The sequence below is a fragment of the Streptomyces sp. NPDC059989 genome, assembly GCF_042736975.1.
GTDB lineage: Bacteria > Actinomycetota > Actinomycetes > Streptomycetales > Streptomycetaceae > Streptomyces.
Window position 1 is genome coordinate 166,662 of the sequence record NZ_JBHWUO010000008.1, and the last position, 25,199, is coordinate 191,860.

Genomic DNA, 25,199 nt, shown 5'->3' on the forward strand with positions numbered 1-25,199 from the left:
GGGAACGCCGCGGACCAGTGAGTTCGCCGCCGTTCTTTGCATGCTCACCGTTCATTGTTCTGGGGGAACTGATGACGCTCGTGCATTTCAACATGCGTACTTTCGCCAACTTCGCTCTCTTCGGCGCGGCCCTCGCCGGGCTCCTCGTCGTGAGCGCGGGCCCCGAGCACTCCGCGGACCGGACGGCCACCGTCGCCGCCGCCGCGCCGGCCCAGGGCGGCACGCACCCGGACGACCAGGGCTGGGGCTGAACCGACCCGCTCGCGGGGTGGATCCCGCGAGGGTTCGAAGGTCGTTTCGAAGGTCGTTTCCGAGGCCGCTTCGAAGGCCACTGGGTCGCAGCCTGTATGACGCAAACTGGGGGATATACACGATGACTTCCATCCACAATGCATTCGGATGGAAAGTGCTCCGCGACATTCTTGCCGACGCGACCGCGGGGTACGGCAGAACCGCTCTGGTGACCGGTCCGGTCGCCGCGGGCAAGACGACGCTTCTGCATTCCTTCGCCGATTACGCCGCGCAGCGCGGTGTGCTGGTGCTCCGGGCCGACTGCTCGCGCTTCACGCCGACCGGCCCGCTGGGGCTGGCCCGGCAGCTGCTCGGGGTGCAGACCGAGCTCGCGGACGACTCCGATCTCGCTCCGGAGGACCGGGAGCTGGAGGCCGACGAGGCCATCGCGCACATCGTCGAGCTGTCGTACAGGAGCACCGTGCTCGTGTGCGTCGACGACCTGCGCCACGCGCACCCCGCCTCGGCCGGGTTCCTGTCGCGGCTGGCCTCGGCCATCGGCGATCGTCCGGTCCTGGTCGTGGCCACGGACCGGGTCGGTTCGCCGCACGGCCACCACTGGCTCGCACAGGAGCTGACCGGCCGTTCGACGTTCCGGAAGATCTCGCTCACCTCGCTGCTGCCCGAGCAGCTCGTCACCCTGGCGGAGGCCGAGTTCGGCCTCGGCCTCGACGCGGACACCGCTTCCCGGCTGCTCCGGCTCTCCAACGGCAACATGCTCGTCACCACCGCCCTGCTCCGCGACCTCGCGGCGGACCGGGACCGCTACCCGGCCGTCGGCGGGAGCGCCCAGGTCCCCGTCGGCCCGGGGTACGCGCGCGCCGTCCTGGAGACCTTGCACCGCCTCGACCCCGAGATACGGGAGATCGCGGAGGCCATCGCCGCCGCCGGGGAGCACGAGTCGGCGCGCCTGATCGCCGTGATCTCGGGCAACGAGATCGCCGTCGTCGAGGAGGCCACGCGCGAACTCGTCGCGGCGGGCCTGCTCGCGGCCGGCGGGTTCCGCCACGAGGTGGCGCGCGGCGCCGTCCTCGGCGACATGCCCCTCCGGCGCCGGGTGAACCTGGGCAAGCGGACCGCCGTGGCGCTCAAGGACGACGGGGCCTCCGCGGAAGAGGCCGCGCGGTGGCTGGAGTCCTTCCACAACGGCCCCGTGCCGCCGCGGCCGCCGCAGCGCAGCGCCGGGGAGGACTTCCGCATCTCCGGCCGCAGGCTCGAAACCCTGTGGGACGCCCGCGACATCCTGGGCAGCATCGACCAGGGCATCCACGACCTGACGGCCCGCGAGGACCTGCGCCTGATGGACCTGGAGGGCGGCAAGCTCCTGGTCGCCGCCGAGTTCCCCGGGCTGCTGCGCCAGGCCGTGGACGAGCGGGCCCCGCGCCCGCGGATCGACACCACCTCGGTCCAGGGGGCCCGGTACGCCGCCGCCTGGTCCCTCGCCGGGACGCTGACCGGGCGCACCGAGCCCGGGCACGCGGCCCAGCTCGCCGACCAGGCGCTCGAACGCAGCATCTTCACCGACGAGATGGCGCCCGCCACGCTCGCCGCCCTCTGGGCGCACGTGTACGGCGGACGGCCCGAGCAGGCCCGCTCCTGGTGCGACCGGTTCCTGGCCGACACCACGGACCGCCAGACCATGCCGTGGAGGGCGTCGCTCACCGCGCTGCGGGCGGAGGCGGCCCTGCGTACGGGCGACCACGCCGGGGCCGTCACGGACGCGGCACTCGCCCTGCGCATGCTGCCCGCGTCCCGCTGGGGCGTGCGGATCGGCGGACCGCTGGGCACGCTGCTGCACGCGCACACGCTCGCCGGCACCTCGGCGAAGGGGACCGTGCTGCTGCGGCGCCGGCTGCCGGAGTCCATGTTCGAGACCCGGTACGGGCTCGGCTACCTGTACGCGCGCGGCCACCACCACCTGGCGACCGGGGACCACCTGCTCGGCCTCGCGGACTTCCTGCGCTGCGGGCGGATCCTGGCCGACTGGGGCTTCGACCAGGACCGGCGGATTCCCTGGCGGCTCTCGGTGGCCGCGGCCTACATGGCCATGGGGGACTACAGCAAGTCCGTCGAGTACATCGTGCAGGCGCTGGACCGGCCCGGGCTGCTCATCGCCGGACTCGACGCGGGGGAGAGCCGCTTCGACGCGCGCGAGGCGATCTTCGAGCAGCTGCGGGAGGCCATCGGCACCCCGGGGCTGGCCGCGGTCGCCGCAGGACTGCAGAGCGGCGGACTGCTCTCCGGGATGGACGCCGACGTACCGCGGTACAAGATCTACGACCGCAACACGGTGTGCCTCCAGCAGCTCAGCCCCTCCGAACGGCGCGTGGCCGTGCTGGCCGCCAAGGGCGTGTCCAACCAGAAGATCGCCCGCGAGCTGTCGGTGACGGTGAGCACCGTCGAGCAGCACCTGACCCGCACCTACCGCAAACTCCAGCTCGCCGACCGCCAGGAGCTCCGCTCCCGGCTGGGCTGAACCCGGGCGTGAGCCGCCGCGACCTTCGCGGCGGCTCACGCATGTCCCGATTAAAAGAACAAAAAGTACAAATACAAGGAGAATCATGGATTTCGGACTCAAGGACAAGGTCGTCGTGATCACCGGTGCGAGCGGCGGGATCGGCCGGGCCGCGGCCGTGGCCTTCGCCGCCGAGGGCGCCCGTGTCGTCGCGACCTACCACAGCAACCCCGGCGGGGCCCAGGAGACCGTGCGCCGTGCCGGACTCGCCGGCGGCGAGGTCGTCGCCGAGCAGCTCGACCAGGGCGACCAGGCCTCCATCACGCGCTTCCTGACCGCCGTCGGAAACCGGTGGGGCAGCGTCGACGTGCTCGTCAACAACGCCGTCGCCATGCCCGGCTTCCCCGGGCACGGCGAACTCTTCGAGACCGAGCCCGCCGAGCGTTTCGCGGCCTCCCTCCAGGCCAACCTGCTCGGTCCGTACCTGCTGAGCCGCGCCGTCGTCGGCGGCATGCGGCGCAACGAGTGGGGGCGCATCGTGCACATCTCCTCCACCTTCGCCGAGGACGGCTACCCGGGCCGCTCCGCCTACGCCGCCGCCAAGGCCGGCCTGCACGGCCTGACCCGCGTCATGTCCCGCGAACTGGGCCGCGCCGGCATCCTCACCAACGCCGTCCTGCCCGGCTTCACCCCGGGCGACAAGCCCATGTCGCCGGGCCTGCTCAACTTCACGGCCGAAGCCGCCGCCACCAAGCGGAACACCTCCCCGGAGGACGTCGCCAACACCGTGGTCTTCCTCGGCTCCGCGGCCAACAGCAACGTCACCGGCGAACTCGTCCGCGTCGACGGCCACTTCCTGACCCCGGCCCCCTGAGCCGCGCGCCCTCGACCCGACCCCGACCCACCCAGACTGGAGACAACCCCCGATGACGGAGACGCTCGCGTCCGAATCGACGGAAGCGCTGCCCGAACTGCCCATGACCCGCAAGTGCCCGTACCACCCGCCGGCCGAGTACGAGGACCTGCGCGCCATCGGTCCGGTCACCCGCGTGCGCCAGTGGGACGGCCGCCCGCTGTGGGCCGTGACCGGACACGCCGAGACCCGCGAACTCATGTCGCACCCGGCCATGTCGGTCGACCGGTTCCACCCCAACTTCCCCATGCCGATCCCGGCGCTCACCCAGCTCCAGACCCCGCGCTCGGCGGCCATCGGAGCGCTCATCAGGACCGACCCGCCCCAGCACACCAAGCAGCGGCGCGACGTCCTGCCCAGTTTCACCCTCAAGAAGATCGCCGGCATCAAGCCCGAGATCGAGCGGACCGCGGCCGCCCTCGTCGACGAGATGGTTGCCTCCGGCAATTCAGCCGACCTCCTCGAGGTCTACGTCAAGCCGCTCATCGCCATGGTGCTCTCGCAGCTCCTCGGCATCCCGTACGAGGACCGCGACTACTTCGAGGACCTCACCTACCGCCGCTTCGACCCCGAGCAGGTCGTCGACGCGATGAGCGACCTCGCCGACTACCTCGGCAAGCTCCTGATCGCCAAGGAGACCGAGCCCGGCCAGGGCCTCCTCGACGACCTCGTCACCCAGGTCCTCGAAGGCACCCTGGAGCGCGACGAACTCGTCCGCTACGCCCTGGTACTGGTCATCGCCGGCCAGGAGACCACCGCCAACACCGTCGCCCTCAGCGTCCTCACCCTCCTCGAACACCCCGAGCAGCTCGCCGAGCTCAAGGCCGACGGGGAGCTGTGGCGCAACGCGGTCGAGGAGCTGCTGCGCTTCCTGTCCCTCACCGGCGGGCTGTCCCGCGTCTCCACCGCCGACATCGAGATCGCCGGAGTCACCATCCGCGAGGGCGACGGCATCCTCTTCCTCAACCCGGCCGCCAACCGCGACGAGGCCCAGTTCGAGCGCGCCAACGAGCTCGACATCCACCGCAACGTCCGCAACCACCTCAGCTTCGGCTTCGGCATCCACCAGTGCATCGGCCAGAACCTGGCCCGCGTCGAACTCGACGTCGCCCTGCGCACGCTGTTCGACCGCATTCCCACCCTGCGCCTCGCCTCCCCCATGGAGGAGATCGAGGTCAAGCAGGGCCTGGTCTTCGGTCTCGCCGAACTGCCCGTGGCCTGGTGACGGAGCCCACCATGACCCTTCACATCACGGCGAACACCGCCGTCTGCATCGGCGCCGGCCAGTGCGTCATGACCGCACCCGACCTCTTCGACCAGGAGGACCACGGCACCGTCATCGTCCTGGAGGACGAGGTCCCCGCGGACCAGCGCGCACTCCTGCGCGAGGCGTCCTACCTGTGCCCCTCGCGGGCCATCACCTACACCGAGACGAGCGAGACGTGACCGACACCCTGGCCGGCGCCCCGGCCGCCAAGTCCGGCGCGCGCGACACCCGCTGGTGGGGGCTGGTGATCATCTCGCTCGCCCAGCTGATGGTCTGGCTGGACGCCACGATCGTCGCCGTCGCGCTGCCCTCCGCCCAGGAGGCCGTCGGCCTCACCGACTCCTCCCGCCAGTGGACGGTGACGGCCTACGCCCTCACCTTCGGCGGCCTGCTGCTCCTCGGCGGGCGCATCGGCGACGTACTGGGCCTCAAGCGCTCCCTCATGATCGGCGTCATCGGCTTCTCGCTCGCCTCCGCCCTCGGCGGCGCGTCGACCACGCCGGAGATGCTGATCGGCGCCCGCGCCGCACAGGGCGTCTTCGCCGCCCTGATCGCCCCGTCCACCCTCTCCCTCATCAGCAGCACCTTCACCGTCCCCGCCGAACGCGCCAAGGCCTTCGGCATCTTCACCGCCATCTCGATGTCCGGCGGCGCCACCGGCCTCATCCTGGGCGGCGCGCTCACCGACTACCTCGACTGGCGCTGGTGCTTCTACATCAACATCGTCTTCGCCGCGGCGATCCTGATCGGCGGCTACCTCGCCCTGGTCAACCCCGAGCGCAACGCGGACACCAAGCTCGACGTCCCGGGCGCGATCCTCGCCACGACGGGCATGCTGTCGCTCATCTACGGCCTCGGCGAGGGCGGTTCGGAGGGCTGGGACTCCCCGGTCATCCTCGGGGCGCTCGGCGCGGCCGTCGTGCTGCTGGGCGCCTTCGTCCTCGTACAGCACAGGTCCGAGCGGCCGCTGCTGCCCCTGCGCGTACTCACCAACCGCAACAGCGGCGGTGCGTTCCTCGCCATGAGCATCTCGGCCTTCTGCATGCTGGGCATGTTCCTCGGCATGACGTACCAGCTGCAGTCCGTCATGGGGTACTCGCCGTTCAAGACCGGTCTGGCCTTCCTGGCCTACATCGTCACGGCCGCGATCTACTCCACCAAGGTGGCCAGCAAGCTGCTGATGCACCTGCGGCCGAACGTCATGATCGCGGCCGGGCTGGTCATCTCGGCCCTCGGGCTGCTCGTCCTGACCCGGCTCACCCCGGACAGCGGGTACCTCACCGGCGTCTTCCCCGCCCTGATCCTCTTCGGCCTGGGCGTCGGCAACCTCGCCGTGCCCGTCTTCCAGACGGCGATGGCCGCGGCCGAGCCGCGTGACGCGGGCATCGTCTCCGCGGTCGTCAACACCTCCCAGCAGGTGGGCGGTTCCATCGGCGCGGCCCTGCTCAACACCGTTTCGACCAGCGCCGCCGCGACGTACCTCGCCTCCCACGCGGGGGCGGCCGGGGCGCCGCAGGAGGCGGCGGTGCACGGTCTCGCCCTGGCCTGCGCGGTCGCGGCGGGCGTCGCCCTCGTCGGCGCCGTGGTCTCGGGCACGCTCGTCAACGTGCGGCCGAAGCGTCCGGAGGCCGCCGCCCAGAAGTAGGGCGACACCAGTGTCGGCGGCCGTAACCGGGTGAAAGTCCGAGGTGGTCTGCCGGTCGATTGTTGGGGTTTCTTAGGGGAGTTCTTTCCGGGCGATGGCCGATAACCTCCCCTAGGAAATCACTCCAACCTTCCCGCATTCCATGCATCAAGGGGACTTTGCTGTGTCCGTTTACGCCAGACGAAGTGTCATAGTGGGGGCCGGAGCAGTGGCCGCCGGCCTCGCCGTGCCCCAGGTGGCCCAGGCCGTCGACCCGGGATCGCCGCCGCCTTCGGGAAAGGTCGACAACAGCCCGTCGGTCGTCGTCCCGTCTTCGGATCCCCGCTATGGGGAACTCCAGCTTCGCAACTGGAACAAGCTGTACAAGGCCAATCCGGAATACTTCCGCATTGTTCGTACGCCGTACCAGGCGAACCGCGCCGTCGCCGACGCCTACGCCGCCGGAAAGCGGATCGCGGTCCGCTCCGGCGGCCACGGCCTCGCCGGTCTCGTCGAAGACCCGGCCAACCAGGTCGTCATCGACTTCTCCGAGATGCGCGCGGTGACGTACGACGACACCATGGCGGCCTTCTGCATCGAGCCCGGTGCCACCCTCGGCCAGATCTACCGCAACCTCGACTACGGCTGGGGAGTCACCCTGCCCGCCGGAACCTGCCCCGCCGTCGGCGCGGGCGGCCACATCATCGGCGGCGGTGTCGGCGCCCTCTCCCGCCAGCACGGCCTGGTCTCCGACCACCTCCACGCCGTCGAGGTCGTCCACGTGAACGCGGCCGGAGAGGTCAAGACGGTCGTCGCCACCCGCGACGCCGCCGACCCGAACCGCGACCTGTTCTGGGCCATGGCCGGTGGCGGTGGCGGCAACTTCGGCGTCGTCACCCGCTTCTGGTTGCGCACCCCGAACGTCACCTCCGTCAAGCCGCAGGACCAGCTGCCCAAGCGCCCCCAGGCCATCATGACCGGGCGCGCCATCTGGAACTGGGCCGACATGGACCAGGTGTCCTTCATCCAGCTGCTGAAGAACTTCGGCACCTGGCACGAGCAGTTCAGCGCCCCCGGCCAGCGCGGCAACCAGCTGTACGCCTCGCTGATCGCCCCCCGCAAGGAAGCCGGCAAGATCTTCGTCTCGGCCCAGGTCGACCCCACCGACCCGGCCAACGAGAAGCTGCTCAACGACTTCCTGACGGCGCTCACCGCCAACATCACCCCGCGCGCCACCCTGCTCAACACCGGCCGCCAGCCGTGGCAGTACACCACCGTGAACGCCGCCGACACCGCCGTCGCCATGGGCGTCACGGGCCCGCCGCGCTCCCGCACCAAGGGCGCGCTGCTGCGCAAGCGGTACACCGACGAGCAGGCCGCGCTCATCTACACGAAGCTGACCTCGTCCACGTACTCCCACACCGCGTCGAGCTTCAGCCTCGGCTCCTTCGGCGGCCAGATCAACGCCACCGCCGAGAATGCCAGCGCCTCCGTGCACCGCTCGGCGATCATGCTCGCCTCGGTCTTCAGCTGCTGGGACGTGCCCGCCGACGATGCGAAGCACCAGACCTGGAACCGCGAGTTCTACCGCGACCTGTACGCCGACACCGGCGGCGTCCCGGTCCCGAACGACCGCTACGACGGCTGCTTCGTGAACTGGCCCGACACGGACCTGACCGACCCGGCCTGGAACACCTCCGGCGTCCCGTGGTCGACCCTGTACTACAAGGGCAACTACGCCAAGCTCCAGCAGGTCAAGGCCAAGTACGACCCGAAGGACCTCTTCCGCCACAAGCTGTCCGTACAGCTCCCGGCCTGAGCAGGGAGCAGCCAGTGAACACCGAACATCCCGTCGTCCTCGTCACGGGCGGCGCGAGCGGAATCGGCGCCGAGGCCGTCCGCCGGTTCGCCCGGAACGCAAGCCCCGTGGTCATCGCGGACGTGGACGCCGAGCGGGGAACGGCGCTCGCCGCCGAGACCGGCGCGCACTTCGTCCGCACCGACGTCCGCGAGCTCGCGGACAACGAGGCCGCCGTGGCCGCCGCCGTCGAGCGGTTCGGCCGGCTGGACATCGTCCACCTCAACGCCGGGACGATCAGCGGCACCTCGATCGGCGAGGGCTTCGACGCCGAGCGGTACCGGCGGCTGATGGGCATCAACCTCGACTCCGTCGTGTACGGGATCCAGGCGGCCCACGGCCCGCTCAAGGCCACCGGCGGCAAGATCGTCGTCACCGCCAGCGCCACCGGGATGCGGCCCTCGTACGAGGTCTTCTACTCGGCGAGCAAGCATGCCGTCGTCGGCCTCGTCCGCTCCCTCGGGCCGGTCCTCGCGGCCGACGGGATCTCCGTCAACGCCCTGTGCCCCGGCCTCGTCGACACCCCGCTGATCGCGGACCGGATGGCGGAGCTGGCCCGGGCGGGCATGGCGGTCTCCAGTGTCGAGAGCGTCGTGGACGCCCTGGACACGGTTCTCGCGGACCCGCGCACCGGACTGGCGTGGCTGGTCATGGCCGACCGCCCGCTCGCGCCGTTCGAGTTCGCGGACCTGCCCGTCCCGCAGGAGCGGAACCTCGCCTTCGAGAACGGTGGAGTACGGGCCGTCCGTACGGCCTGACCTCCGCCGCTCCCGCTCCACCGCGCACCACGACGCCCGCCCGGGCCCGCAGTCGTCGGGCCCGGGCGGATCCGTGAGCACGCCGGCCGAGCCACGATCCACCCCATCCACCCCATCCACCCCATGAACGCAGGAAGGAACCACCGCATGGCTGTTACCAAGGCGGCAATCGTCAGGCAGAAGGGAGGGCCATTCCGGATCGAGGAGATCCAGGTGGAGGAACCGCGCCTCGACGAGGTGGCCGTACGCATCGTCGGCACCGGCCTCTGCCATACCGACCTGCTCGCCCGCGACCAGGTCCTGCCGCCCGGCGCCCCCGCCGTACTCGGCCACGAGGGCAGCGGCGTGGTGACGGCCGTCGGCGCCGCCGTCAGCACCGTCGAGGTCGGCGACCGGGTCGTGCTGGCCCCCATGAGCTGCGGCCGCTGCCGCGGCTGCCGCACCGGACACCCGATGCACTGCTCCTCCTTCCTCGGCGTCAACCTGATGGGCGGCCGCCGGGACGGCAGCACCGCCTACCGGGACGCCGCGGGCGAGGAGCTGCGCGGACACTTCTTCGGCCAGTCCTCCTTCAGCACCGAGGCCGTCGTCCACGAACGCAGCGTCGTACGGATCCCCGACGACTGCGCCGACGTACCGCTGGAGATCCTCGGCCCGATGGGATGCGGCCTGCAGACCGGGGCGGGGACCGTACTGAACTCCCTCAAGCCCTCGGCCGGCAGCAGCATCGTCGTCATCGGCGCGGGAGCGGTCGGCCTGGCCGCCGTCATGGCCGCGGGCATCGTCAGCGCCGGCCTCATCGTCGCCGTCGACCTGCACGACAGCCGGCTGGAGCTGGCCCGGGAACTCGGCGCCACCCACACCTTCCGCGCCGACTCGCCCTCCCTCATCGAGGACGTGATCGCGCTCACGGGCCAGGGAGTCGACTTCGTCGTCGACGCCGTCGGCCTGCCGCAGACCGTCCGCACCGCCGTCGCCGTCCTCGGCATCGGCGGCACGGCTGCCGTCGTCGGCTCGGCCGGCGCCGGCCAGGAGGCCTCGCTCGGGATCTCGCAGCTCTTCGGGCGCACGGTCAAGGGGGTCGTCGAGGGCGACTGCGTGCCGGCCCTGCTCATCCCGGAGCTCATCCGGCTCCACCGGGCAGGCCGCTTCCCCTTCGACAAGCTCATCCGGACCTACGGCTTCGACGACATCGAGCAGGCCGTCGAGGACGCCGAACAGGGCCGCACCGTGAAGCCGGTACTTGTCGTCTGAATGTTTCCACCGCATTTCCCAGGGGCGCGGCACCGTAACACCGGTGCCGCGCCCCTGTCTGTTGACCGGCCATCACCCCGGCCGGCGTGCGGCTAGGGGAACTTTAGGGGCTCTCAAGAGGGCAGTTGATCGTTAGGGTCAAACCTGAGAGCAAGCAATGTGCGCGATCTCGAAAATGCCGTCGATTTGGTTAGTGGTGAGGTTGAGAGATGATGGACGCTGCATCCGTCGTAAATGGCGACTCAGTCGATCAGAATGACGAGATCGCAGTGGTCGGCATTGCCTGCCGATTTCCGCAGGCACCGACTCCGGGGTCTTTCTGGGAACTGCTGAACTCGGGCGGCCACGCCGTCACCGGAATCCCGGAGGACCGCTGGGCCGGCGAAGGCCACGGCGCCTTCCTGGACCGCATCGACGAGTTCGACCCCGCGTTCTTCGGCATCTCGCCCCGCGAGGCCGTCTACATGGACCCCCAGCAGCGCCTGATGCTCGAACTGGCCTGGGAGGTCCTCGAAGACGCCGGCGTCATCCCCGCGGACGTCAAGGGCAGCCGGCTCGGCGTCTTCGTCGGCACCATCTGGGACGACTACGCCAAGCTCATCTACCGCGACGGCGTCGACAGCGCCACCCAGCACACCACCACGGGCATCCACCGCAGCATCATCGCCAACCGGATCTCGTACTTCCTCGGCGCCAACGGCCCCAGCCTGATCGTCGACTCGGGCCAGTCCTCCTCGCTGGTCGCCGTCCACCTCGCGTGCGAGAGCCTGCGCAACGGCGAGGCCGACACCGCCATCGTGGGCGGCGTCAACCTCAGCATCCTGGCCGAGACCACCGAACTCTCCGCGCGCTGGGGCGGACTGTCCCCGGACGGCCGCTGCTACACCTTCGACAGCCGGGCGAACGGGTACGTGCGGGGCGAGGGCGGCGGAGCCGTCCTGCTGAAGCCGCTGGCCCGCGCGCTGGCCGACGGCGACGACATCTACTGCGTCATCAAGGGCAGTGCCGTCAACAACGGCAGCGACGACTCCCTCACCACCCCGAGCCGTACCGCACAGGAGGACGTGCTGCGGCGCGCCTACGAGCGCGCCGGCATCGAGCCCGGCCAGGTCCAGTACGTCGAACTGCACGGCACGGGCACCCCGGTCGGCGACCCGATCGAGGCCGCGGCCCTCGGGGCCGTCCTGGGCGGCGCCCGCGAGGCGGGCCTGCCCCTGCACGTCGGCTCCGTGAAGACCAACCTGGGCCACCTGGAAGGCGCCGCCGGCATCGCGGGCCTGATCAAGACCGCCCTCGCCGTGAAGCACCGCGCGCTCCCGGCCAGCCTCAACTACGAGAACCCGAACCCCGAGATCCCGCTCACCGAGCTGAACCTGCACGTCCAGACCGAGGCCGGCACATGGCCGCAGGCGGACCGGCCGCTGGTGGCGGGCGTCAGCTCCTTCGGCATGGGCGGTACGAACGCGCACGTGGTGCTGGAGCAGGCCCCCGACGCGCAGACGCCGGCGGCCGAGGGCGTGGCCCCGGCGGTCGTGCCGTTCGTGGTGAGCGGCCGTACGGCCGGTGCGCTGGGTGCGCAGGTGGAGCGGCTGCGGGAGTTCGTGGCGGGTTCGGACGCCCGTCCGGTGGATGTCGGTGCGTCGCTGGTGGCTTCGCGTTCGCTGTTCGAGCACCGGGCGGTGATCGTCGGCGATGAGGTCGTCGAGGGTGTTGCCGGGTCTGGTCGTGTGGGTGTGCTGTTCACGGGTCAGGGTGCTCAGCGGGCCGGTATGGGCCGTGAGTTGTATGAGGCGTTCCCTGCCTTTGCGGCCGCCTTCGATGAGGTTCTGTCTCATCTGGACGGGTCGCTGCGCGAGGTGATCTTCTCGGGTGAGGGTCTGGACGAGACGGGGAACACGCAGCCGGCGCTGTTCGCGCTTGAGGTTGCTCTCTACCGTCTGGTGGAGTCGTGGGGTGTGAAGCCGGAGGTTCTGGCCGGTCACTCGATCGGTGAGATCGCTGCCGCGCATGTGGCTGGTGTCCTGTCTCTTCAGGACGCTGCCGCCCTCGTCTCAGCGCGTGGCCGTCTGATGCAGGCGCTCCCGGCCGGCGGTGCGATGGTCGCGGTCCAGGCGTCGGAGGATGTCGTCCTCCCGCTGCTCGCCGGGCGTGCGGCTTCTGTCGGTATCGCGGCCGTGAACGGCCCGACGTCCGTCGTCCTGGCGGGTGTTGAGGCCGACGTTCTGGAGATCGCGGGCTCCCTCGGTGTGAAGTTCAAGCAGCTGACCGTCAGCCACGCGTTCCACTCGCCGCTGATGGAGCCGATGCTGGAGGACTTCCGCGAGGTTGTCTCCGGGCTGACCTTCAACGCCCCGCGCATTCCGATCGTTTCCACGGTCACCGGTCAGGAGGCCACGGCCGAGGAGCTGACCTCGGTCGACTACTGGGTCGACCACGTCCGCCGCCCGGTCCGCTTCGCCGACGCCATCGAAGCCATCGAGGCCCAGGGCGTCGAATCCCTGCTCGAACTCGGCCCCGATGCGGTCCTGTCCGCCATGGCCGGCGAGACGGTCACCACGGTCCCGGCGCTCCGCAAGGGCCGCCCGGAGCCGGAGCAGCTCATCGCCTCCCTCGGCAGGCTGTTCACCAGGGGCGTTCCGATCGACTGGACCTCGTACTACGAAGGTTCCGGCGCCCAGCGCGTAGACCTGCCGACCTACGCCTTCCAGCGCGAGCGCTACTGGCCCGACACCGTCCTTTCGGACGCTCCGGCCTCCTCCGTGATCACCAGCCTGCTCGCGCAGAAGCTCCAGGGCCTCGACGCCGACGGGCGTACCAAGGCCGTCACCGAGCTCGTGGTCGCCCATGTCGGCGCCGTGCTCGGCGACGTGACCGCCGTGGAGATGGGCCGCAAGTTCAAGGAACTGGGCTTCGACTCGTACATGACGGTCGAGCTCCGCAACAGCCTCGCCGTGGCGACCGGCATGCGGCTGCCCTCCAGCCTGCTGTTCGACCACCCGACCCCGCGGGCCCTCGTCGAGCACATCCTCGCGGAGACGGCGGACATCGACGCCGACGCCACGGGCACCGAAGTGCTGCCCGCGGCGTTCGCCGCCGACGAGCCGATCGCGATCGTCGGCATCGGCGTCCGCCTTCCGGGCGGTGTCGGCTCGCCCGAGGACCTGTGGCGGCTCGTCACCGACGGCGCCGACGTCGTCTCCGGCTTCCCGACCGACCGCGGCTGGGACCTCGACGGCCTGTACGACGCCGACCCCGAGCGCTCCCGTACGACGTACTCCGTCGAGGGCGGCTTCCTCCACGACGCCGGGCACTTCGACGCGGGCTTCTTCGGGATCTCGCCGCGCGAGGCCCTGGCCATGGACCCCCAGCAGCGCCTGCTGCTGGAGACCGCCTGGGAGACCTTCGAGCGGGCGGGCATCGACCCCGAGTCCGTGCGCGGCACGCAGACCGGTGTCTTCGTCGGTGCCACGGTCCAGGACTACGGGCCGCGCATGTTCGAGGCTCCCGAGAGCGTCGAGGGCCACCTGCTGACCGGCAGCACGCCGAGCATCATGTCGGGCCGCCTGGCCTACTCCTTCGGCTTCCTCGGCCCGGCCATGACGATCGACACGGCCTGCTCCTCCTCGCTGGTCGCCCTGCACCTCGCCGCGCAGGCGCTGCGCTCCGGCGAGTGCTCGATGGCCCTCGCCGGCGGTGCGGCCGTCATGTCGACCCCCGGCATGTTCATGGAGTTCAGCCGTCAGCGCGGTCTCGCGGCCGACGGTCGCTGCAAGTCCTTCTCGGCGGACGCCGACGGCACCGGCTGGGCCGAGGGTGTCGGTCTCCTGCTCGTCGAGCGGCTCTCGGACGCGCAGCGCAAGGGCCACAAGGTGCTGGCCGTGCTGCGGGGTTCGGCCGTCAACCAGGACGGTGCCTCCAACGGCCTGACCGCGCCCAACGGGCTCTCCCAGCAGCGGGTCATCCGTCAGGCACTGCTCAACGCCCGCCTGACGGCCGCGGATGTCGATGTGGTGGAGGCGCACGGTACGGGTACCCGGCTGGGCGACCCGATCGAGGCCGAGGCGCTCCTGGCGACCTACGGCCAGGCGCACTCGGCCGAGCAGCCGCTGTGGCTGGGCTCGCTGAAGTCCAACATCGGCCACGCGCAGGCCGCCGCCGGTGTGGCGGGCGTGATCAAGATGGTCATGGCGATGGGCGAGGGCGTCGTACCGAAGACGCTGCACCTGGGCGAACCGACGCCGATGGTCGACTGGTCGGCCGGTGCGGTCGAACTGGCGGGTGAGCAGCGGGAGTGGCCGGAGACCGGCCGTCCGCGGCGCTCGGCGGTCTCGTCGTTCGGTGTGAGCGGGACGAACGCGCACGTGGTGCTGGAGCAGGCACCGGCGGTCGCGGAGCCCGTGGCCGAGGGTGTGGCTCCGGCCGTGGTCCCGTTCGTCGTCAGCGGCCGGTCGGCCGATGCGCTGAAGCGGCAGGTCGAGCGGCTGCAGGAGTTCGTGGCGGGTTCGGATGCCCGTCCGGTGGATGTGGGTGCGTCGCTGGTGGCTTCGCGTTCGCTGTTCGAGCACCGGGCGGTGATCGTCGGCGATGAGGTCGTCGAGGGTGTTGCCGGGTCGGGCCGTGTGGGCGTGGTGTTCACCGGTCAGGGTGCTCAGCGGGCCGGTATGGGCCGTGAGTTGCACGAGGCTTTCCCTGCCTTTGCGGCGGCCTTTGACGAGGTGCTCTCGCACCTGGACGGCTCGCTGCGCGAGGTGATCTTCTCCGGTGAGGGCCTGGACGAGACCGGGAACACGCAGCCGGCGCTGTTCGCGCTTGAGGTTGCTCTCTACCGTCTGGTCGAGTCGTGGGGCGTGAAGCCGGAGGTTCTGGCCGGTCACTCGATCGGCGAGATCGCTGCCGCGCACATCTCCGGTGTCCTGTCGCTTGAGGACGCTGCGGCTCTGGTGTCGGCGCGTGGCCGTCTGATGCAGGCGCTCCCGGCGGGCGGCGCGATGGTGGCTGTTCAGGCGTCCGAGGAGCAGGTTCTCCCGCACCTCGCCAGCCGGGAGAAGACTGTTGGTATCGCGGCCGTGAACGGTCCGACGTCCGTGGTCCTGGCGGGTGTTGAGGCCGATGTTCTGGAGATCGCCGGCTCTCTCGGTGTGAAGTTCAAGCAGCTGACCGTCAGCCACGCGTTCCACTCGCCGCTGATGGAGCCGATACTGGAGGACTTCCGCCAGGTTGTCTCCGGGCTGACCTTCAACGCCCCGCGCATTCCGATCGTTTCCACGGTCACCGGTCAGGAGGCCACGGCCGAGGAGCTGACCTCGGTCGACTACTGGGTCGACCACGTCCGCCGCCCCGTCCGGTTCGCCGACGCGGTCGGCACCCTTGAGGCCCAGGGCGTCGAGTCCCTCCTCGAACTCGGCCCCGACGGTGTCCTGTCCGCCCTGGCCGCCGAGGTCACCGAGATCCCGGCAGTCCCTGCCCTCCGCCAGGGCCGTCCCGAGGCCGAGCAGCTCATCGCCTCCCTCGGCCGGCTGTTCGTCGCCGGTGTGTCCGTCGACTGGGCGGCGTACTACGAGGGCTCCGGCGCCCAGCGCGTCGACCTCCCGACCTACGCCTTCCAGCGCGAGCACTTCTGGCTCCCGACCGGCGCCGCCTCCGGCGACGTGTCCTCGGCCGGTCTGTCCTCCACCGGGCACCCCCTGCTCGGCGCGGCCGTCGAGCTCGCCGACGGGGAGGGCCTGATCCTCACCGGGCGGCTCTCGCTCCCGACGCACGGCTGGCTCGCCGACCACACGGTCTTCGACACGGTGCTGCTGCCCGGTACCGCCTTCGTGGAGCTCGCCACCCAGGCCGGCGACCGCGTCGGCTGCGACACCATCGAGGAGCTCACCCTCGCCGCCCCGCTGATCCTGCCCGAGCGCGGCGCCGTCCAGGTGCAGCTGACCGTCGGCGAGCCCGACGCCACCGGCCGCCGTGAACTGCGCATCTACTCCCGCCCCGACGGCGAGGGCGACGGCCGTCCGTGGACCCGCCACGCCGGCGCCGTCCTCGGTGCCTCCGACGGTGCCGCCCCGCAGTCCGAGCTGCTCGTCTGGCCGCCGGCCGACGCGACCGAGATCCCCGTCGAGGGCGCGTACGAAGGCCTGGAGGCCGAGGGGTACGCCTACGGGCCCGCCTTCCAGGGCCTGCGCCGCGCCTGGCGTTCGCCCGCGGGTGAGATCTTCGCCGAGATCGCGCTCCCCGAGGAGCAGCGCACCGAGGCCGGGAAGTTCGCCCTGCACCCCGCACTCCTCGACGCCACCCTGCACCCGCTGCTCCGCGGGGTCGTCGACGCGGAGCGGCCGAGCGCCCTCCCGTTCGCCTGGTCCGGTGTCACCGTGCACACCGCCGGGGCCTCCTCCCTCCGCGTCCGCCTGACCTGGACCGGTCAGGACACCGTGGCCATCGCCGTCGCCGACGGCACCGGCACCCCCGTCGCCACCGTGCGCGAGCTGCTGTGGCGCCAGGCGTCGGCCGCATCGCTGCGGGGTGCCCGCGCCGATCAAGAGGCCGCGCTGTACCGCCTCGCCTGGAACCCGGTCGCCGTTCCCGCGGCCGTCGAGCCGGCCACCGACTGGGCGCTGATCGGCGCCGGGACCGGGGCCGGGACCGCCACGGTTCCGGGCCTGCCGGAGAGCGTCCCCGCCCACGACGACCTGGCCGCCCTCGCCGCGGCCGGCAGTGTGCCGCCGGTCGTCCTCCTTCCGGTGGACGCCCTCGCCGCCGGCGCGGCCGACCAGGCCACCGCCGCCGGTGCCCTGACCCTGAGCGTGCTGGAGCTCGTACAGCAGTGGCTCGCGGACGAGCGGTTCGCGGAGTCGACGCTCGCCGTCCTGACCCGGGACGCGGTGGCGGCCGCCGACGACGCCGCGGCCGGGAACCTGACGCAGGCCGCCGTTTGGGGTCTGCTGCGCTCGGCGCAGACCGAGGCACCCGGGCGGTTCGCCCTGCTCGACCTCGACGGCACCGAGGAGTCCGTCCGGGCGCTGCCCGCCCTGCTCGCGAGCGGGGAGCCGCAGCTGGCCGTACGGGTCGGCGCCGCCTTCGCGCCGCGCCTGGCGCGGACCGAGGCCGACGAGCCCGCCCGGGCCGACGCCGCGGACGAGCCGCTGCCCGCCTTCACCGCCGACGGCACCGTGCTGATCACCGGCGGTACGGGTGGCCTCGGCGCCCTGCTCGCCCGCCACCTGGTCACCGAACACGGTGTGCGCGACCTCCTGCTCGTCAGCCGGCGCGGCGCCGCCGCCCCGGGGGCCGAGGACGTGGCCGCCGAACTGACCGGGCTCGGGGCCCGGGTCACCGTCGCCGCGTGCGACGCCGCCGACCGCGAGGCGCTGGCCGGCGTGCTGGCCGGGATACCGGCGGAGCACCCGCTGACCGCCGTGGTGCACACGGCCGGTGTCCTGGACGACGGTGTCGTCCAGGGGCTGACCGCCGACCAGCTGCAGCGCGTGCTGCGGCCCAAGGTCGACGCGGCCTGGCACCTGCACGAGCTGACCGCCGGACTTGAGCTGGACGCCTTCGTCCTCTTCTCCTCGATCTCCGGTCTGATCGGCGCGGCGGGCCAGGGCAACTACGCCGCCGCCAACACCTTCCAGGACGCCCTCGCCCACCACCGCCGGGCCGCCGGACTGCCCGCGACCGCCCTCGCCTGGGGTCTGTGGGAGCAGGGCGGCGGCATGGCCGACAGCCTCGACGGCACCGGCATCGCCCGTATGGCGCGGGCCGGGGTCGCCCCGCTCGCGCAGACCGACGGACTGGCGCTGTTCGACGCCGCCGTCCGCCCCGGCCGCGCGCAGGCACTGCTCGTCCCGATGCACCTGGACACCGCCCAGCTGCGCGCCCAGGCGGAGCGCGGCGACGTGCACACCCTGCTGAAGGACCTCGCCCCGCGCCCGGCCCGCCGGGCCCGCACCACCGCCCGGGACTCGGCCGCCGCGCCTCTGCGGCAGCGGCTCGCGCCGCTGACCCCCGCCGAGCGGCTGCGGGTGATCACCGACCTGGTCGGCGCCCAGGTGGCCGCCGTGCTCGGCCACGGTGACGCGGCCGCCGTCGGACAGGAACGGGCCTTCAAGGAGCTGGGCTTCGACTCGCTGACCTCCGTCGAACTGCGCAACCGGCTCAACTCCGCGACCGGACTCCGCCTTTCGAGTGCGCTCGTCTTCGACTACCCGACGCCCAAGGCGCTCGTCGACCACCTGGTCGCCGAACTGTCCGACGACGCGGGCGCGGCGGCCGGCGCGGTGCGCGCCGTCACGGCCGCGACCGCCGACGAGCCGATCGCCATCGTCGGCATGGCCTGCCGCTACCCCGGCGGCGTCGCCTCGCCCGAGGACCTGTGGCGGCTCGTCGCCTCCGGTACGGACGCCATCTCCGGCCTGCCGGAGAACCGCGGCTGGGACGAGGACCTGTACGACCCGGACCCGGAGCGGGCCGGCAAGACGTACGTGCGCCACGGCGGCTTCCTGCACGACGCGAGCCAGTTCGACCCCGGCTTCTTCGGGATCTCGCCGCGCGAGGCCCTGAGCATGGACCCGCAGCAGCGCCTGCTCCTCGAGACGGCCTGGGAGACCTTCGAACGCTCCGGCATCGACCCGGCCGAGCTGAAGGGCAGCCCCACCGGTGTCTTCACCGGCGTCATGTACCACGACTACGCGCCCAAGGTCGGGCAGATGCCGGAGGAGCTGGAGGGAATCCTGCTCACCGGCAACACCGGCAGCGTGATCTCCGGCCGCCTCTCCTACACCTTCGGGCTGACCGGTCCGTCCATCACCGTGGACACCGCCTGCTCCTCCTCGCTCGTGGCCCTGCACCTCGCCGCGCAGGCCCTGCGGGCGGGCGAGTGCGACATGGCGCTCGCCGGCGGTGTGACGGTCATGTCCACCCCGGGCACCTTCGTCGAGTTCAGCCGCCAGCGCGGCCTGGCCCCGGACGGCCGCTCGAAGTCCTTCTCGGCGGGCGCCGACGGCACCGGCTGGGCCGAGGGCGTCGGTCTGCTCCTGGTGGAGCGGCTCTCCGACGCACAGCGCAACGGCCACAACATCCTCGCCGTCGTCCGCGGTACGGCCGTCAACCAGGACGGCGCGTCCAACGGCCTCACCGCCCCCAACGGCCCGTCCCAGCAGCGGGTCATCCGCCAGGCCCTGGCCAACGCCCGCCTCACCCCCGCCGACGTCGACGCCGTCGAGGCACACGGCACCGGCACCCCGCTCGGCGACCCCATCGAGGCCGAGGCGCTGCTCGCCACCTACGGACAGGAGCGCGCCGGGGACGAGCCGCTGTGGCTCGGCTCCCTCAAGTCCAACATCGGCCACAGCCAGGCCGCCGCGGGCGTCGGCGGTGTCATCAAGATGGTGATGGCGATGCGCGAGGGCGTCCTGCCCAGGACGCTGCACGTCAGCGAGCCCTCCCCGGTGATCGACTGGGAGGCGGGCGCGGTCGAGCTGCTCACCGAGGAGCGCGCCTGGCCGGACACGGACCGGGCCCGCCGGGCCGCCGTCTCCTCCTTCGGCATCAGCGGCACCAACGCCCACGTCATCCTGGAGCACGCCCCGCAGGCCGCGCCGGAGACCGCGGGCACGGCGCCCGCCGTCACCCCGTGGATCCTGTCCGCCCGCGGAACGGGCGCCCTGCACGGCCAGGCCGAGGCCCTGCGCGGCCTCGCCGGGGCCGAGGACGCCCCGCGCACCCAGGACATCGGCCTCTCGCTGGCCGGGACCCGCGCCCTGCACGAGAACCGCGCCGTGGTCCTGGGCGCCGACCGCGACAGCCTGCTCGCGGCCCTCGACACCCTCGCGGCCGGCGGCAGCGACGGCGCGGTCGTCACCGGCAGCGCGACCGCGACCCGCGACAAGACCGTGTTCGTCTTCCCGGGCCAGGGCTCCCAGTGGATCGGCATGGCCACCGAACTCCTCGACACCTCCCCGGTGTTCGCCGAGTCCATCCACGCCTCCGCCGCAGCCCTCGCCCCCTACACCGACTGGTCCCTCCTCGACGTCCTGCGCGAGGACCCCGAGGACCCGGCCTCCACCTCCTTCGAGCACGTCGACATCGTCCAGCCCACGCTGTTCGCCGTCATGGTGGCCCTGGCCGCCGTCTGGCGCTCGTACGGGGTCGAACCGGCCGCCGTCGTCGGCCACTCGCAGGGCGAGATCGCCGCCGCCTGCGTCGCCGGCGCCCTGTCCCTCGACGACGCGGCCCGGATCGTGGCCCTGCGCAGCCAGGCCCTCAAGGCCCTCGCCGGCCTCGGCGGGATGATGTCCGTACCGCTGCCGCGGGAACGGACCGTCGCCGAGCTGGCACCGTGGGGCGAGCGGATCTCCGTGGCGGCCGTCAACGGACCGTCCTCGACCGTCGTCTCCGGCGACTCCGCGGCCCTCGACGAGCTCTACGAGGCCCTGGTGGCCGTCCAGGTGGACGCCCGCCGGATCCCCGTCGACTACGCCTCCCACTCGGCGCACGTCGAGCGCATCGAGGCGGAGCTCGCCGAGCTCCTCGCTCCGGTCAGCCCCCGCCGTGCCGAGGTGCCGTTCCTCTCCACCGTCACCGCCGACTGGGCCGACGGAACCGGGATGGACGGCGGCTACTGGTACCGCAACCTGCGCCAGACCGTGCTGTTCGAGGACGCCACCCAGGCCCTCCTCACCCAGCGGCACGACGTGTTCCTCGAAATGAGCCCGCACCCGGTGCTCGCCGTCGGCCTCGCCGAGACCATCGAGGCGGCCGGCGCCGACGCCCTCGTCATCGGATCGCTGCGGCGCAAGCGCGGCGGCCTCGACCAGCTCCTCACCTCCGTCGCCACGGCCTTCGTCAACGGCGTCCCCGTCGACTGGACCGCGTACTACGAGGGCTCCGGCGCCCGGCACGTCGACCTGCCCACCTACGCCTTCCAGCACGAGCACTTCTGGCTGACGGCGGAGGCCGCCACCGGGGACGTCACCTCGGCCGGCCTCAACGCGGCCGGGCACCCGCTGCTCGGCGCGGCCCTCGAACTCGCCGACGGGGAGGGCCTGATCCTCACCGGCCGGCTCTCCCTCCAGACGCACGGCTGGCTGAAGGACCACACCGTCTTCGACACGGTGCTGCTGCCGGGCACGGCCTTCGTGGAACTCGCCACCCAGGCCGGCGACCGCGTCGGCTGCGACACCATCGAGGAGCTCACCCTCTCCGCACCGCTGGTCCTGCCCGAGCGCGGCGGCGTCCAGCTCCAGCTGACCGTCGGCGAACCCGACGCGAAGGGCCGCCGCGAACTGGGCATCTTCTCCCGCCCCGACGGCGAGGACCAGCCCTGGACCCGCAACGCCACCGCCACGCTCGGCACGGGCGACGGGACCGCCACCGGACTCACCGCCTGGCCGCCGGCCGGAGCCGCCGAGGTCGACCTCGACGGCGTCTACGACCGTCTCGCCGAGCAGGGATTCGGCTACGGGCCGCTCTTCCAGGGCCTGCGCCGCCTGTGGCAGCAGGGCGACGACGTCTTCGCCGAGGTCGCCCTCGCCGAGGAACTCACCGCCGACGCCGGGGAGTTCGCCCTCCACCCGGCCCTCCTCGACACCGCGCTGCACCTGCTGCTCCCCGGAGTCGCCGGCAGCGACCGCCAGGCCGGACTGCCGTTCGCCTGGTCCGGAGTGACCGTCCACGCCACCGGAGCCTCCGTGCTGCGCGTACGGGCCACGTTCTCCGGCCCCGACGCGGCGTCCTTCCTCATCGCCGACGGCGCGGGCGCCCCCGTGGCCACCGTCGAGGAGCTGACCCTGCGGCCCATCTCCCGCGAGGCCCTGCAGGGTGCGGGAGCCGCACAGAACGACGCGCTGTTCCGACTCGACTGGGCGGCCCTGGCCACCCGGGAATCCGCAGCGGCGGCCTTCGACGCCTCCGGCTGGGCCCTCATCGGCTCGGCCGGCCACCAGCTCACCGGAGCGGCCGGCGCCACCGTCCACCAGGACCTGGCGGCACTGACCGGCTCGGTGACCGAGGGCGCCCCGGCTCCCGCGGTCGTCCTGCTGCCCATCCCCCGGGGCGGCAGCGTCGATGCCCACACCGCGGGAGCCGAGGCGCACCGGATCCTGCAGACCCTTCGCACCTGGCTCGCCGACGACCGGTTCGCCGAGACCCGGCTCATCGCCCTCGTCCACGGCGCCCAGTCCGTCCTCTCCGGTGAACCCGTGACCGACCTGGCCGCGGCAACCGTGTGGGGCCTGCTGCGCTCCGCGCAGACCGAGAACCCGGACCGCTTCGTCCTCCTCGACACGGACAGCCTCCGGATCCCGGCCGCGGCGCTCGACGCGGCCGTCGACGCCGGCGAGGTCCAGCTGGCGCTGCGCTCCGGCAACCTCCACGCCGCCCGCGTCGCCCGGCCCACCGGCAGCCTGACCGCCCCGGACGTTCCCGAATGGCGGGTGGTCGCCCCCGTCAAGGGCACCCTGGCCAACCTGTCGATCGCCCCGTGCCCCGAGGTCGCCGCCCCGCTGCGGGACGGCGAGGTCAGGGTCGCGCTGCGCGCGGCCGGCCTGAACTTCCGCGACGTCCTCGTCGCGCTCGGCCTCGTACCCGAGAACGGCGCCCAGATGGGCCGTGAGGGAGCCGGCGTGATCACCGAGGTCGGACCGGGCGTCACCGACCTGCGCGTCGGAGACCGCGTGATGGGCCTGTTCGACGGCGCGTTCGCCTCCGTGGCCATCGGCGACCGCCGCCTGATCGCGCGGATGCCCGACGGCTGGAGCTTCGCGCAGGCCGCGTCCGTCCCGGTGGTCTTCCTGACCGCCTACTACGGCCTGGTCGACCTCGGCCAGGTCCGCGAGGGCGAATCGGTGCTGGTCCACGCGGCCGCCGGCGGCGTCGGCATCGCCGCCGTCCAGCTCGCCCAGTACCTCGGCGCGGAGGTCTACGGCACCGCCAGCCCGGGCAAGTGGGACACCCTGCGCGCCCTCGGCCTGGACGACGACCACATCGCCAACTCCCGGACGCTGGACTTCGAGGAGCAGTTCGCGAAGATGAGCGACGGGCGGGGCGTGGACGTGGTCCTCAACTCCCTCGCCGCCGAGTTCATCGACGCGTCACTGCGGCTCATGCCCGGCGGCGGCCGGTTCCTGGAGATGGGCAAGACCGACATCCGCGACGCGGACCGGCTCGCCGCCGACCACCCGGGCGTCGACTACCAGGTCTACGACCTCACCGTCCTCGCCCGCACCGAGCCGGGCGCCGTCGGCGGCGTCCCGGACCGGGTGCAGGAGATGCTCGTCGAGATCCTGGCCCTCTTCGAGAAGGGCGTGTTCAAGCCCCTTCCCGTCACCGCCTGGGACGTGCGCCGCGCACCGGAGGCCTTCCGGTTCCTCCAGCAGGGCCGCAACGTCGGCAAGGTCGTCCTGACCGTCCCCGGCCGGCCGGACCCCGAAGGCACCGTGCTCGTCACGGGCGCCACCGGAGGCCTCGGCACCCTCGCCGCCCGCCACCTCGTCACCCAGTACGGGGTACGCAACCTGCTGCTCACCAGCCGGCGGGGACCGGCGGCACCGGGAGCGCAGGAGCTCAGGGCCGAACTGACCGCGCTCGGCGCCCAGGTCACCTTCGCGGCCTGCGACGTGGCCGACCGCGAGGCACTGGCCGCACTGCTGGCCGAGATCCCGGCCGGGCAGCCGCTCAGCGGTGTCGTCCACACCGCCGGTGTCCTGGACGACGGCCTCATCGCGGAGATGACCCCCGAGCAGTTCGACCGGGTCATGCTGCCCAAGGCCGACGCCGCCTGGCACCTGCACGAGCTCACGGCGGACCTGGACCTGTCCTTCTTCCTCCTGTACTCGTCCGTCGGCGGGCTCATGGGCGCCGGCGGCCAGGGCAACTACGCCGCCGCCAACGCCTACCTCGACGCCCTCGCCCAGCACCGCAGGCACCAGGGCCTGCCCGCCGTCTCCATGGCGTGGGGCCTGTGGACCGAAGCCAGCGGCATGACCGGCCACCTCGACGAAACCGACCTGAAGCGCATGGCCCGCGGCGGACTGATCGCCCTGTCCTCCACCGAGGGCATGGAGCTCTTCGACGCGGCCCAGCTCCTCGGCGACCCCGTCGTCGCGGCCACCAAGCTCGACACGGCCGCCCTCGCCCGCCAGGGCGACGGACTCCTGCCGCTCTTCCGCGGCCTGGTCCGCAGCACCCCGCGCCGAGCGGTCGCGGGCGGCGCCGCCGAGAGCAGCGTCTCCCTCGAAGAGCGCCTGGCCGCCCTGCCGGAGGCCGAGCGCGGCACGCTCCTCATCGACCTGGTGCGGACGCAGGTCGCGACCGTACTCGGCCACGCCAACCCCGAAACCGTCGACCAGGACCGCGCGTTCAAGTCCCTCGGCTTCGACTCGCTCACCTCGGTGGAACTGCGCAACCGGCTCAACGTCGCGACCGGACTGCGCCTGCCGACCGCACTCGTCTTCGACTACCCGACGCCCGTCGAGGTCGCCGGCTTCCTCCGGGAGCAGTTCGACCTCGGGGACGCGGCACCCGCCGGCGCTACGACCGCCCCCGTGCTCGCCGAACTCGACCGGATCCGGGCCGGGCTCGTCCCGCTCCTCGCCGACGAGGCCGCCCGGGACGAGATCGGCGACCGCCTCGCCGAACTGCTCGCCCTGTGCGGACGGGAGGCCGGCGCCAAGTCCGACGACACCGACGGCGCGGACCGCCTCGACGACGCCACGGACGACGAGCTCTTCGCCCTCATCGACGGAGGCCTGGAGTGAAGGCGACCGAGCACGCGACCGCGAACCACCGAACC

At 72.3% G+C, this 25,199-nt stretch carries 10 protein-coding genes; all 10 read left to right on the plus strand.

Features of this window, described 5'->3' with window-relative positions:
* Positions 1-71 precede the first annotated feature (71 nt).
* The 10 genes from ACFWBN_RS10045 to ACFWBN_RS10090 all read left to right on the plus strand — a co-directional run bounded on the left by ACFWBN_RS10045 (position 72) and on the right by ACFWBN_RS10090 (position 25,164).
* The gene (locus ACFWBN_RS10045; RefSeq protein ID WP_385173421.1) at positions 72-251 is read left to right on the plus strand and encodes a hypothetical protein; all 180 of its coding nucleotides are present in this window, start codon (positions 72-74) and stop codon (positions 249-251) included.
* 122 nt (positions 252-373) lie between these two features.
* Complete coding sequence (locus ACFWBN_RS10050; protein WP_385173424.1) at positions 374-2,767, plus strand: AAA family ATPase; 2,394 nt, start codon at positions 374-376, stop codon at positions 2,765-2,767.
* 85 nt (positions 2,768-2,852) lie between these two features.
* On the plus strand, positions 2,853-3,620 hold the full coding sequence (locus ACFWBN_RS10055) for an SDR family NAD(P)-dependent oxidoreductase (RefSeq protein WP_385173427.1): 768 nt from the start codon (positions 2,853-2,855) through the stop codon (positions 3,618-3,620).
* A 52-nt stretch (positions 3,621-3,672) separates the two neighbouring features.
* Positions 3,673-4,884 carry a cytochrome P450 gene (locus tag ACFWBN_RS10060; protein ID WP_385173430.1) on the plus strand — a complete coding sequence of 404 codons (1,212 nt, stop codon included), beginning with the start codon at positions 3,673-3,675 and terminating at the stop codon, positions 4,882-4,884.
* Positions 4,885-4,895: 11 nt separating this feature from the next.
* Entirely contained in the window at positions 4,896-5,105 is a 210-nt protein-coding gene (locus ACFWBN_RS10065; protein WP_385173433.1) for a ferredoxin, read from the plus strand.
* Positions 5,102-6,571 carry an MFS transporter gene (locus ACFWBN_RS10070; protein WP_385173436.1) on the plus strand — a complete coding sequence of 490 codons (1,470 nt, stop codon included), beginning with the start codon at positions 5,102-5,104 and terminating at the stop codon, positions 6,569-6,571. Before ACFWBN_RS10065 ends, ACFWBN_RS10070 begins: the two co-directional genes overlap by 4 nt.
* A 193-nt stretch (positions 6,572-6,764) precedes the next feature.
* A complete protein-coding gene (locus ACFWBN_RS10075; RefSeq protein WP_385173441.1) occupies positions 6,765-8,369 on the plus strand; it encodes an FAD-dependent oxidoreductase in 1,605 nt (534 codons plus the stop codon).
* Positions 8,370-8,383: 14 nt separating this feature from the next.
* Entirely contained in the window at positions 8,384-9,166 is a 783-nt protein-coding gene (locus tag ACFWBN_RS10080; protein ID WP_385173445.1) for an SDR family oxidoreductase, read from the plus strand.
* Positions 9,167-9,313: 147 nt separating this feature from the next.
* Positions 9,314-10,420, plus strand: coding sequence for an NAD(P)-dependent alcohol dehydrogenase (locus ACFWBN_RS10085; RefSeq protein WP_385173448.1), 1,107 nt, complete (start codon positions 9,314-9,316; stop codon positions 10,418-10,420).
* 209 nt (positions 10,421-10,629) lie between these two features.
* Positions 10,630-25,164, plus strand: coding sequence for an SDR family NAD(P)-dependent oxidoreductase (locus ACFWBN_RS10090; RefSeq protein WP_385173451.1), 14,535 nt, complete (start codon positions 10,630-10,632; stop codon positions 25,162-25,164).
* Positions 25,165-25,199 lie beyond the last annotated feature (35 nt).

Bases quoted from the DNA above. Each gene is read 5' to 3' on its own strand.
- ACFWBN_RS10045 (WP_385173421.1), top strand. From the start codon at position 72: ATGACGCTCGTGCATTTCAACATGCGTACTTTCGCCAACTTCGCTCTC.
- ACFWBN_RS10050 (WP_385173424.1), top strand. From the start codon at position 374: ATGACTTCCATCCACAATGCATTCGGATGGAAAGTGCTCCGCGACATT.
- ACFWBN_RS10055 (WP_385173427.1), top strand. From the start codon at position 2,853: ATGGATTTCGGACTCAAGGACAAGGTCGTCGTGATCACCGGTGCGAGC.
- ACFWBN_RS10060 (WP_385173430.1), top strand. From the start codon at position 3,673: ATGACGGAGACGCTCGCGTCCGAATCGACGGAAGCGCTGCCCGAACTG.
- ACFWBN_RS10065 (WP_385173433.1), top strand. From the start codon at position 4,896: ATGACCCTTCACATCACGGCGAACACCGCCGTCTGCATCGGCGCCGGC.
- ACFWBN_RS10085 (WP_385173448.1), top strand. From the start codon at position 9,314: ATGGCTGTTACCAAGGCGGCAATCGTCAGGCAGAAGGGAGGGCCATTC.
- ACFWBN_RS10090 (WP_385173451.1), top strand. From the start codon at position 10,630: ATGATGGACGCTGCATCCGTCGTAAATGGCGACTCAGTCGATCAGAAT.